A 12,090-nucleotide genomic window follows, 5' to 3' on the forward strand; every position below is an offset into this window, starting at 1 on the left:
CTCCGACCTCGGCATCCTCGCCAGAACCTCCGAACAGCTCGCCGCCAAGTTCAAGCCAGCCGTCTGACACCGCCGCCGCCCGCAACCCGGGCGGCCCTTCCGGGGGCCCGTCTCATGTCCGACACTCCACTCTACATCAAGGTGCATGGCGACGACAACGTCGCCATCATCGTCAACGCGCCGGGACTGGCGGAAGGAACTGAGTTCCCCTGCGGTCTGATCCTGCGCGAGTTCGTCCCGCAAGGGCACAAGGTGGCGCTCGCCGATCTGACGGAGGGCGAACCGATCCGCCGCTACGGCGAGGTGATCGGCCTTGCCGCGCGCGCCATCGCCAGGGGCAGCTGGATCGAGGAGTCGCTCGTGACGCTGCCCAACGCTCCGGCGCTGGCCAGCCTGCCGCTCGCCACCAACGTCCCGCCGGCGCAGCCGCCGCTGGACGGCTACACCTTCGAAGGCTTCCGCAACCCGGACGGTTCGGTCGGCACCAAGAACCTGCTGGGCATCAGCATGAGCGTGCAGTGCGTGGCCGGCGTTCTGGATGTCGCGGTCGAGCGCATCAAGAAGGAACTGCTGCCCCGCTACCCGAACGTCGACGACGTCGTCGCCATCGGGCATGCCTACGGCTGCGGCGTGGCGATCAACGCCCCCGAAGCGGTGGTGCCGATCCGCACCCTGCAGAACCTCGCCCGCAACCCCAACCTGGGCGGACAGGTGATGGTGGTCGGCCTGGGCTGCGAGAAGCTCCAGCCGGAACGCCTGCTGCCGGCCGGCACCGCCGGCGAGACCAGCATCATGACGCTCCAGGACGAGCGCCATGTCGGCTTCGGCGCCATGGTCGCCACCATCATGGAGATGGCCGAGAAGCGTCTGGAGGAACTGAACAACCGCAAGCGCGTGACCTGCCCGGCCTCCGACCTCGTGGTCGGCATGCAGTGCGGCGGCAGCGACGCCTTCTCCGGGGTTACCGCCAACCCGGCGGTCGGCTTTGCCTCGGATCTGCTGGTGCGCGCCGGCGCCACCGTGATGTTTTCCGAGGTCACCGAGGTCCGCGACGCCATCCACCTGCTGACGCCGCGCGCCATCGACGAGGAGGTCGGGCGGGCCCTGGTGCGCGAGATGGACTGGTACGACCGCTACCTGTCGGCCGGCCGGACCGACCGCAGCGCCAACCCCTCGCCGGGCAACAAGAAGGGCGGGCTGGCGAATGTGGTGGAAAAGGCGCTGGGCTCCATCGCCAAGTCCGGAAGCAGCCCGATCGTCGGCGTTCTTTCCCCCGGCGAACGGGCGGAGCGCAAGGGGCTGATCTACGCCGCAACCCCCGCCAGCGACTTCGTCTGCGGCACGCTGCAGCTCGCCTCCGGCTGCACCATGGAGGTGTTCACCACCGGCCGCGGGACGCCCTATGGCCTCGCCATGGTGCCGGTCATCAAGGTTGCGACCCGGACCGCGCTGGCCGAGCGCTGGCACGACCTGATCGACGTGGATGCCGGACGCATCGCCACCGGGCACGCCAGCATCGAGGACATCGGCTGGGAGATCTTCCGCCTGATCCTCGATGTGGCCAGCGGCCGGAAAACGACCTGGGCCGACCATTGGGGCCTGCGCAACGCGCTGACGCTGTTCAACCCGGCGCCGGTGACCTGATCGGAGCACTCCCGGGGTCCACTCCCAGAACGCACTCCAGGACGACCTGTCGCAACGAAAGAGGGCAGCATGTCGAAGGTCACGTGTCTGCGGACGATCCGCATCGGTGAACGACCCAACCTGATCTGGGTCGAAATCGAAACCGACGAAGGGCTCGTCGGCCTCGGCGAGTCCTTCCGCGGTGCGCAGGCGGTCGAAGCGGTGTTGCACGAGCAGGTCGCCCCCTGGCTGATCGGGCAGGATTCCCGCCGCATCGAGGCCATCTCACGCCACCTCCTGAACCCCTATCTCGGCTTTCACAGCGCCAGCGCCGAGGTGCGTGCGGCCAGCGCCGTCGACATCGCCCTGTGGGATCTCGCCGGCCAGCGCCACGGCATTCCGGTGCACGAGGCGCTGGGGGGCGCGTCGCGCAGCCAAATCCGGGCTTACAACACCTGCGCGGGCTACGCCTTCAACACCAACGGCAATGGTCGCCGCGACGTCACGGGGGCTGAGGAGCCGCGCGGCCCGTATGACGATCAGGTTGCCTTCATGCGGGACGCCGGCGCGCTGGCCGAAAGCCTGTTGTCCGAGGGCTTCACCGCCATGAAGATCTGGCCCTTCGACGTCTACGCCCCGGCATCCGGCGGACAGGTGATCACGCTGCCGGAGTTGAAGGCCGGGCTGGAGCCTTTTCGTAAGATCCGCGACGCGGTCGGCGACAAGATCGAGGTGATGTGCGAGTTGCACAGCCTTTTCGGCCCCCACTCCGCCGCACGCATCTGCCGCGCGCTGGAAGACTACGATGTTTTCTGGGCCGAGGATCCCATTGCCAAGATGGACGACGCCGCGGCGCTGGCCGACCTGCGCCGGCAGACCCGGACACCGATCTGCGGCAGCGAGACGCTGGCCGGCGTGGTGCCTTTCCGGGACCTGCTGGCCGCCGGTGCGGTGGACGTCGTCATGGTCGACATGGCGTGGTGTGGCGGCCTGACGGAGGGACGGAAGATCGCAGCGATCGCCGAAGCCTACGCCAAGCCGCTGGCCCCGCATGACTGCACCGGGCCGGTCACACTGATGGCCGGCCTGCATCTCGCCCTGCACGCACCCACGGCCATCTTCCAGGAGGTGGTGCGAGCAACGCTGGCGACGTGGTATCGCGACCTCGTCACCGAACTGCCGTTGCTCGTCAAGGGCATGGCGCAGGCGCCATCGGGCCCTGGCCTTGGGACCAGGCTGCTGCCCACGGTGAAGACACGCGACGACGCCGTCTTGCGGGAAAGCCCCGCGGCGGCTTGAACGACTCTTGCAAAACCGGCGTTGTGCCGCCCGTGCCCCCGCGGCCCGCGGCACCGCCCGTGATCGATGATTTCCTCCGCGTTGATCCGCGCGCATTCCGGCATCGCCCAGGGCGCGCCTGTCTGCCGACCAGAAAAATCTGCAAGGAGTTCATCTTGAAAGCTTATCTCAAAACCGGTGGTGTCGCCTGTCTTGCGGCCTGCCTGCTGGCGACGACGCCGGCACTGGCAAAGACCTTCGTCTATGTCTCCGACGCCGAAGATGGCGTTATCGACGGCTACAGCATGAACATGGCGAACGGCGTTCTGACTCCGCTCGGCAAGACCAAGGCCGGCACCCTCGTCATGCCTATGACGGTGAGCCCGAACAAGCGGTTCCTTTACGCCGTCGTTCGCTCGCAGCCTCTCCGGGTGGTGACCTACGCCATTGATCCGGCAAGCGGTGCGCTGACGGAAAAGGCGACGGCGCCGCTGCCCGACAGCATGGCCTACGTGTCGACCGACGCCACGGGCCGGTTCCTGTTCACCGCATCCTACGGCGGCGACAAGATCGCGGTGAGCCCGATCGAGGCGAACGGGCTGGCGACGTCCGAAGCAAGCCAGGTCATTCCAACCGGCAAGAACGCCCACTCCATCCGTGCCGACCGCTCCAACCACTTCGTCTATGCCACCAACCTCGGCAGCAGCCAAATCCTGGAATACACCTTCGACGCCGGATCGGGAACGCTGACGCCGAACGATCCCCCGATGATCAAGGTGAAGCCGGACAACGGGCCGCGCCATATCGCGATATCTCCGGACAACAGGTACTTGTATACAATCGGGGAGCTGAGCGGCAACATCACCCAGTTTGCGATCGACCCGAAAAAGGGCGTTCTGACGGAGTTGGATTATGTCGGCACGATTCCGGCGGACTCCGGCCTGATGCCTGGCGCTGCGCGCGAGGCGATGGCCGCCACCGCGACGTCGGGGGCCAACACCGCGATTGCCGGGGATGATGGCCGCCCGAAGGTCTGGGCGGCGGACATCCAGATGACGCCCAATGGCAAGTTCGTCTACGCCACGGAGCGGACAAAGAGCCACATCGCGCTGCTCTCCGTCGCATCGAAAACGGGAAAGCTGACCTATGTGACCAATTTCCCCACCGAAGCGCAGCCGCGGGGGATCAGGATCGATCCGGAAGGAAAGTATCTGGTGGCGGCGGGCCAGAAATCGGACCATATCGCCTCCTACAAGATCGACCCGAAAACCGGAAAACTGAGCCTGATCGGTCGCTTCCCGGTCGGCCATGACGCGAACTGGGTCGAGATCGTCACCCTGCCGTGACGTGAGGCTCCGGTGCACGGTTCGGCGGACGCACCATAAGCTTGGAGACCGTGACGCCGCCGGTGCATACTGACGCCGCCGGTTGGTCTGCCGGGGCACCCTGCCCCGGCAAACCTGCCGGAGAATGGTGACCAACCCCTTAGCTCATACACCATGTGCCGGGGCAGGATCCGCATGGACATCTATCGGCACCACATACTGCCCTGGCTGACCGATTGGGTCATGGGACAGGCGATGCTCGGAACGTTCCGCTCCAAGATCGCCGGGGACGCGCGCGGGCGTGTTCTCGAAATCGGAATTGGATCCGGACGCAATCTGCCGTTCTACGGCGCGGCCGCCGACGAGGTCGTCGGCGTCGATCCCTCTGCCGAACTCCTCGCCATCGCCCGGCGTGCCGCAGCCGAGGCGCCCCGTCCCGTGACCTTCGTGGAGCAGACCGCCGAACGCCTGCCGTTCGACGATGGCAGCTTCGACACGGTGGTCGTGACCTGGTCCCTGTGCAGCATACCCGACCCGTCCGCAGCCCTGCGGGAGGCGCACCGGGTTCTGAAACCGGCCGGGGAGTTGCGCTTCGTCGAGCATGGCCTTGCCCCGGCTCCGGGCGTTCAGCGATGGCAGCATCGCCTGACGCCGCTGTGGTCGCGCTGTTCAGGTGGCTGCCACCTGAACCGCAAGATGGACGACCTGATCAGCGCCGCCGGCTTCCACATCACGGACCTGACGACGAGCCAACTGCCGGGCCCAAAGGTCATGACCTTCATGTATGAAGGCACCGCTGTGCCTTCCACGGGCGCGGACCGGCGGAAGGCACCGGAGCCGCCGCGCGGTTGAGCGGCAACGCCTTGCCGCATGCTCGACGCCATCGCCTGCCAGATCGTCATCATGCCCTGGCTGTTTGGTATCCCGCTCACCGGGCGATGGCCTGGATCGACGTTGACCGATCGGATGGTTTGCCCCGGCTCGGTCGGGCTGGCCCTGTGGGCGGTGCGCCGGCGTCCTGTCGCATCGGTTGCCCAGGGTCCACCAGGCGCTCATTGAAGCGCCGGATGGACCCTGGGCTTTTGGTTTTCCATGTGATTCACGCTTCAAGCGATTCCGCTTGAACCGATCACGCTCCAGGCGCCGGCGACCGGAGAAAGAGCGTCGCTGGCGTGTTGCACGGCGGCGCCTTGCGATGGCCGCTCCACCCAGGCGATCCGCAGGATGTTGGTGTTGCCCGGCACGCCGAACGGCACGCCGGCGGTGATCACGACACGCTGGCCTTCCTGGGCAAGCCCGCTGGCATGAGCGTAGCGGACCGCCTTTTGGACCATCTCGGAAAAACTCCCGATATCGCGCGTGTGGACGCTGTGGACGCCATAGGCGAGCTGCAGGCGGCGTGCCGTGGCGATGTTCGAGGTCAGGCAGAGGACCGGCACCTTGGGCCTTTCACGGCTGGCCCGCAACGTCGTCGACCCGGACGTCGTGTACGTCACGATCGCGGCGGCGCGCACCGTCTTCGCGACTTGGCTGGCCGCCGCGGTGATGGCGTCGGCCGAGGTTTCCCGCGGGTTCGGGTGCTGGGAGTCCATGATCGTGCGATAGAGCGGGTCGGATTCGACGCGATGCGCGATGCGATCCATGATCAACACGGCCTCGACGGGATAGTCTCCGGAGGCCGTTTCGGCCGAAAGCATCACGGCGTCGGCGCCATCATAGACGGCCGTCGCCACGTCGGACGCCTCGGCCCGCGTCGGCGCCGGCGCCGTCACCATCGATTCCAGCATCTGCGTCGCGACGATCACCGGCTTCCCGGCGGAGCGGGCTTCCCGCAGGATCCGCTTTTGGATCGCGGGAACATCCTCCGGCGGCAGTTCCACGCCAAGATCGCCGCGGGCGACCATGACGCCGTCGGACATCTCGACGATGAGTTCCAGGTGTTCGATGGCCTGGGGCTTTTCCATCTTCGACAGCAACGCCGCACGGCCATCGATGAGCCGCCGCGCTTCCGACACATCCTCCGGCCGCTGCACGAAGCTCAACGCGACCCAGTCGACGCCCTGGTCGAGCGCGAAGGCCAAGTCCGCCCGGTCCTTCGGTGTCAGGGGCGACAGCGGCAGCACGACCCCCGGCACGTTCACGCCCTTGCGATCCGACAGCTTGGTGCCGGTGACGACCACCGTGTCGGCAAAATCCGGACCGCAAGCCGTGACGCCGAGACGGACCCGGCCGTCGTCGAGCAGAAGGTCTGCGCCGGGCTGCAGCGCCGCGAAGATCTCCGGATGCGGCATGCCGACGCGCGTTTCATCCCCCGGTTCGGGCGACAGGTCGAGCCGGAGCTTCTGTCCCTGACGAAGGGAAATCGCGCCATCACGGAAGGTGGCCAGGCGCAGCTTGGGACCCTGGAGGTCGGCCATGACGGCAATGGGCCAGCCGAATTCCTGCTCGAGCGCACGAATGATCCGCAGTCGTTCGCCGTGGTCCGCGTGGCTTCCATGGCTGAAGTTGAGACGGAAGACATCCACCCCGGCCATGAACAGCTCGCGGATGCGCTCCGGCGTCGAACTGGACGGTCCGAGGGTCGCAACGACTTTGGTTTTGCGCCGGCGTGGGGGAAGGCCTGGGGCGCAGGTGCGAAGAAGGGCCATGGACTCGTTACTCCTGGAAATATGGCGCGGCGCGGACGCTGCGGCCTCGCCTTGACTGCGGAGCAGTGGCGCCGCCTGGAGCGGGAGCTGGCGCAGTGGGCGGGCGAATTGCGACTGCGCTCGCGGCCACCGGCGGATGGTTGCGGACCACCGCTCCGGGCCGCTTATGATAGCGCTGTCAGTCGACACCGTAGCGCTTGGCCGGTTTCCTGAGAAGGGTTTTTCTTCACCGTCTCCTGCGACAAGTCGCCCATCTTTGCACCGGTCCTGCCGAATGGACGCGAGGCGGACCGTCCGGAACTTGGCAAAGGGCGCTCCAGAGCCCTATCTTGTCTTGGCGTTTTGAACTGGCCTATCGAAGGTACCCTCGTGTCCGATTCCCCGCCTGCCCACACAAAACGGAAGTCCGGCAAGAAGGCGTCCTTACCAGATCAGAAAAAAGCCGTGCCCCGTACGTCGAGCCGATCGTCCGGCAGCGTCACGCTTGAAGAGGTGGCGCGGATGGCGGGGGTGGCCCCGATTACCGTTTCACGCGCCATCAATCGTCCTGAGCTTGTCACCAAGGACACGTTGGAGCATGTCCGCGAGGTGATTGCCCGCAGCGGCTATGTGCCGAACCTGCTGGCTGGAGGTCTCGCGTCCAAGCGCAGCCGGCTGGTCGCGGCCATTGTGCCGACGATCGGCAACTCGATCTTCGCCGAAGCGGTCGAATGCCTCACCGACCGGTTGGGTGAAGCCGGCTACAAGGTGCTGCTGGGCCTGTCCGGCTATCCGGCATCGCGTGAGGACGAACTGCTGGCCACGGTTCTGAGCCGCCGGCCCGACGCGGTGTTCCTGACCGGCATCACCCATTCGCCCGAAAGCCGCCAGCGGTTGCTGGCCGCGAAGATTCCGGTGGTGGAAACCTGGGATCTCACCCCGACCCCCATCGACATGCTCGTCGGCTTTTCGCATGAGAAGGTTGGACGGGCCGTGGCCAATTATCTCATCGACAAGGGTTACCGCCACCTCGGCCTGGTCTGGGCAAGCGATGAACGCGCCGCCATTCGCCGCCGGGGGTTCGAGGATGCGGCGGCCGAGCGCGGCGTCACCGACATCAAGGTCGCCATCCTGCCGGCGCCCGGCAATCTGAAGCTTGGGCGCGAAGGTCTGGCAAAGCTGCTGGACGAGGCGGGCGATCTCGACGCGGTCTTCTGCAGTTCGGACGCCCTGGCCCAGGGGGTTCTGACGGAAGCCCAGGCTCGCGGTCTGGCGGTGCCGGGCGATCTGGCGATCATGGGCTTCGGCGATCTGGAATTCGCCCCCTACACCTACCCTTCCCTGTCCACCGTACGGATTGACCGACGCGCGATCGGCCTGCTCTCGGCGGAGGCCATGCTCGCCCGCTTCGGCGACAGGCCGTTCGAGAAGATCGTCGACATCGGCTTCGAAATCGTCGAACGGGCGAGCACCTGATTTCCGACCCTTTCCCCTGCACGAACCCGGGTGACGGTGGCTGGAGAGCCGGCCCGCCGCCCCGCGGTGGGCGAGCCGATCCTCAGCGGAAGGGAAAGGTCAAGCCGAACAGCGGGACGGTCTTGACCCACGCCGCACCGGCAAGCGACACGGCCGCCATGAACATCAAAACAAAACGATGGAATTGGGCCAGTCAACTCTTCGTCTCGCCGCTCCGGACCACGATGGGACGGGCACACCCCGCCTCCCGGCCCCGCTACTGACAGCGCTGTCACAAAACGCAACATGGCCCATTGCATGGCCGCGTCCGCAGGGCTGCACGACAGCGCAGCGCTGTTATTCACGTCTCCCCGCCCGCCCCTTGATGGTTTCAGCGCGATCACTGCTCCGTGACTTGCCGACGCCGTTATAGGAGCGGGCGTTGCGCGAACGGGGAGCGGACTTCCCCAGACGGACAGGGCGCGCCGCCCAAACGATGCGGCGCCCTGTCGCACGATCGACAAAGCCGGCTTTCTTTTCAGCGGCTTAGACGGCGTCCGTCCGCACCCGATGACAGCGTTGTCAAACAACCGTCGCAGCAGCTCAAAGAATCCTCTTGGCTCTCCGGTATGGCAGCGCTATCAATCGATCACTGATAGCGCTGCGAAATCAGGAGCCGCCGGACGACGGCCCTCGCAAAAGCGCCACACCGTGACCTTCCGCAAGGCACAGGCCAGAGCCCCTAAGAAGTAAGAAACGGGCTGGAGCCGGGCGGTACCATAGGGAGCAATGTCCATGTCCGCTGAAGCCTCCACACCGATCGAATCAGCGGTCGACGGAGCGGCCACACAGGCAACGTCGACGCATGTGCGTTACCTGATCGTGCTGATGCTGTTCATCCTGACCGCCGTGAACTATGCCGACCGCGCGACGCTGTCGATCGCCGGCCCGGCCGCCTCCAAGCAGCTCGGCCTCGACGCCGTGGCGATGGGCTACGTCTTTTCCGCGTTCGGCTGGGCCTATGTGCTGGCGCAGCTGCCCGGCGGCTGGCTGCTCGACCGCTTCGGCTCCAAGACCATCTACTTCTTCAGCCTGATGACTTGGTCGGTCTTCACCATGCTGCAGGGCTTCGTCGGCTTTCTCGGCGCCGGCACCGCCATTCTTGCGCTGTTCGCCCTGCGCTTCATGGTCGGACTGACCGAGGCGCCCTCCTTCCCGGCCAATTCGCGCATCGTCTCCGCGTGGTTTCCCACCGCGGAGCGGGGCACCGCCTCGGCCGTCTTCAATTCGGCCCAGTACTTCGCCACCGTCATCTTCGCCCCGCTGATGGCCTGGATCACCGCGACCTACGGCTGGCCGTACGTCTTCTACGTCATGGGCGTGCTCGGCATCGTGCTGGGCCTGGTCTGGATGAAGGTGCTGTACAGCCCGAAGGAACACCCGCTCATCAACAAGGCCGAGCTTGAGCATATCGAGCAGGGCGGCGGTCTGGTCGACATGGACAACGCCAAAAAGGCCAAGGCGAATGGCGGTCCCAAGCTCGGCTATCTGAAGCAGCTTCTGTCCAACCGCATGCTGCTGGGCATCTACATCGGCCAGTACGCCATCACCACGCTGACCTACTTCTTCCTGACCTGGTTCCCGGTCTATCTCGTCCAGGGCCGTGGCATGACCATCCTCAAGGCCGGCCTGATCGCTTCGGTTCCCGCCATCGCCGGCTTCATCGGCGGCGTGCTGGGCGGCGTCATCTCCGACTGGCTGATCAAGAAAGGCTATTCGCTCTCCGTTGCCCGCAAGACGCCGATCGTGCTCGGCATGCTGATGTCGATGAGCATGATCGCCTGCAACTATGTCGACGCGGAGTGGCTGGTCGTCACCATCATGGCACTCGCCTTCTTCGGCAAGGGCGTCGGTGCGCTGGGCTGGGCCGTCGTCGCCGACACCTCGCCCAAGGAGATCGGCGGCCTGTCGGGCGCCCTGTTCAACACCTTCGGCAACACCGCCGGCATCACCACCCCGATCGTCATCGGTTACCTCGTCGCCGGCACCGGTTCGTTCGACAGCGCGCTGATCTTCGTCGCCGCCAACGCCGCGGTCGCCATCCTCAGCTACCTGCTCATCGTCGGCGAGATCAAGCGCGTGGAACTCAGGAAACTCTGATCCACCCACGCCGAACACCCGCCTGCCCCCCTCGTCACACACCTCGTGTCACACACCTCGTCACACAACAGCCCAAGCGGAGCGCGGCTTTCAGCGCCGCACCCCTGGAGACCCACCATGGCTACTCAATCGTCGTCACCCAAGGTTACCGAAATGCTGGTCGTGCCGGTCGCCGGCCATGACTCGATGCTGCTGAACCTGTCGGGAGCCCATGCCCCGTTCTTCACCCGCAACGTGCTCATCCTGAAGGACAGCGCCGGCCACACCGGCGTCGGTGAGGTCCCGGGCGGCGAGAAGATCCGCCAGACCCTGGAAGACGCCCGCGCCCTGGTGATCGGTCAGCCGATCGGTGCCTTCAACAACATTCTGAACGTGGCGCGCCGGGCGTTCGCCGACCGCGATTCCGGCGGCCGCGGCCTGCAGACCTTCGACCTGCGCATCGCCATTCACGCCGTGACGGCGCTGGAGGCGGCGCTGCTCGATCTGCTCGGCCAATTCCTGGAGGTCCCGGTTGCCGCACTGCTCGGCGAGGGCCAGCAACGCGACGCGGTCGAGATGCTGGGCTATCTGTTCTATGTCGGCGACCGGACCAAGACCGACCTGCCCTACCGCAGCGAACCCGATGCCAGGAACGACTGGTTCCGCCTGCGCCACGAAGTGGCCCTGACCCCGGAGGCCGTGGTCCGGCTGGCCGAGGCGGCCCACGACCGCTACGGCTTCAACGACTTCAAGCTGAAGGGCGGCGTCCTGGCCGGCGAGGAGGAGATCGAGGCGGTGACGGCGCTGGCCAAGCGCTTCCCCCAAGCGCGCATCACGCTCGATCCCAACGGCGCCTGGTCGCTGGAGGAGGCGATCCGGCTGTGCAAGGGCAAGGGCGACGTGCTCGCCTATGCCGAGGACCCCTGCGGCGCGGAAAAGGGCTATTCGGGCCGCGAGGTGATGGCGGAGTTCCGCCGCGCCACCGGCCTGCCGACGGCGACCAACATGATCGCCACCGACTGGCGCCAGATGGGTCATGCCATCCAGCTTCAGTCGGTCGACATCCCGCTGGCCGACCCGCATTTCTGGACCATGCAGGGCTCCGTCCGCGTTGCCCAGATGTGCCATGAATGGGGCCTGACCTGGGGCTCGCACTCCAACAACCACTTCGACATCTCGCTGGCGATGTTCACCCACGTCGCCGCGGCGGCGCCGGGCAAGATCACCGCGATCGACACCCACTGGATCTGGCAGGATGGCCAGCGCCTGACCAAGGAGCCGTTCCAGATCAAGGGCGGTCTGGTCGCCGTGCCGCAGAAGCCGGGCCTGGGCGTCGAGATGGACATGGACCAGTTGGCCAAGGCGCATGAGCTCTACAAGCAGCATGGCCTGGGCGCCCGCGACGACGCCATCGCCATGCAGTACCTGATCGCCGGCTGGACCTTCGACAACAAGCGCCCCTGTTTGGTGCGCTGAGCGCGGCGGCGAAGGGAGGGGGCGGGCGGCATGGTCTCCGGGCCGCCGCCCCGCCCCTCGCCTGCAATAACACGACGTCACGAAAAGGAATTGAGATGAGCAAGCTTGGCTTTATCGGACTGGGGATCATGGGCACGCCGATGGCGGGGCATCTGCAGGCGGCCGGC

Annotated in this window: 8 protein-coding genes; 7 read left to right on the plus strand and 1 reads right to left on the minus strand. The window is 66.3% G+C overall.

Annotation, left to right across the window (positions count from 1 at the left end; translation table 11 throughout):
• Positions 1-114 precede the first annotated feature (114 nt).
• From garD to TSO352_RS04145, 4 genes are all read left to right on the plus strand, one after another.
• The gene (gene garD, locus TSO352_RS04130; protein WP_109106077.1) at positions 115-1,644 is read left to right on the plus strand and encodes a galactarate dehydratase; all 1,530 of its coding nucleotides are present in this window, start codon (positions 115-117) and stop codon (positions 1,642-1,644) included.
• 69 nt (positions 1,645-1,713) lie between these two features.
• Positions 1,714-2,922, plus strand: coding sequence for a mandelate racemase/muconate lactonizing enzyme family protein (locus TSO352_RS04135; RefSeq protein ID WP_109106078.1), 1,209 nt, complete (start codon positions 1,714-1,716; stop codon positions 2,920-2,922).
• Positions 2,923-2,981: 59 nt separating this feature from the next.
• Complete coding sequence (locus TSO352_RS04140) at positions 2,982-4,247, plus strand: lactonase family protein (protein ID WP_199231477.1); 1,266 nt, start codon at positions 2,982-2,984, stop codon at positions 4,245-4,247.
• 174 nt (positions 4,248-4,421) lie between these two features.
• Positions 4,422-5,078, plus strand: a complete 657-nt coding sequence (locus TSO352_RS04145; protein WP_109106079.1) for a class I SAM-dependent methyltransferase — start codon at positions 4,422-4,424, stop codon at positions 5,076-5,078.
• Positions 5,079-5,332: 254 nt separating this feature from the next.
• On the opposite strand, the gene pyk is transcribed toward TSO352_RS04145, so the two are convergent.
• The gene (gene pyk / locus TSO352_RS04150; RefSeq protein ID WP_109106080.1) at positions 5,333-6,874 is read right to left on the minus strand and encodes a pyruvate kinase; all 1,542 of its coding nucleotides are present in this window, start codon (positions 6,872-6,874) and stop codon (positions 5,333-5,335) included.
• A gap of 369 nt (positions 6,875-7,243) precedes the next feature.
• Between pyk and TSO352_RS04155 the strand changes: the two genes are divergently transcribed.
• From TSO352_RS04155 to gudD, 3 genes are all read left to right on the plus strand, one after another.
• The gene (locus tag TSO352_RS04155) at positions 7,244-8,329 is read left to right on the plus strand and encodes a LacI family DNA-binding transcriptional regulator (RefSeq protein WP_247871892.1); all 1,086 of its coding nucleotides are present in this window, start codon (positions 7,244-7,246) and stop codon (positions 8,327-8,329) included.
• Positions 8,330-9,103: 774 nt separating this feature from the next.
• Complete coding sequence (locus tag TSO352_RS04160; protein ID WP_109106665.1) at positions 9,104-10,468, plus strand: MFS transporter; 1,365 nt, start codon at positions 9,104-9,106, stop codon at positions 10,466-10,468.
• A 117-nt stretch (positions 10,469-10,585) separates the two neighbouring features.
• Complete coding sequence (gene gudD / locus TSO352_RS04165) at positions 10,586-11,923, plus strand: glucarate dehydratase (protein WP_109106081.1); 1,338 nt, start codon at positions 10,586-10,588, stop codon at positions 11,921-11,923.
• Positions 11,924-12,090 lie beyond the last annotated feature (167 nt).

The sequence above is a fragment of the Azospirillum sp. TSO35-2 genome (assembly GCF_003116095.1).
Classification (GTDB): Bacteria; Pseudomonadota; Alphaproteobacteria; order Azospirillales; family Azospirillaceae; genus Azospirillum.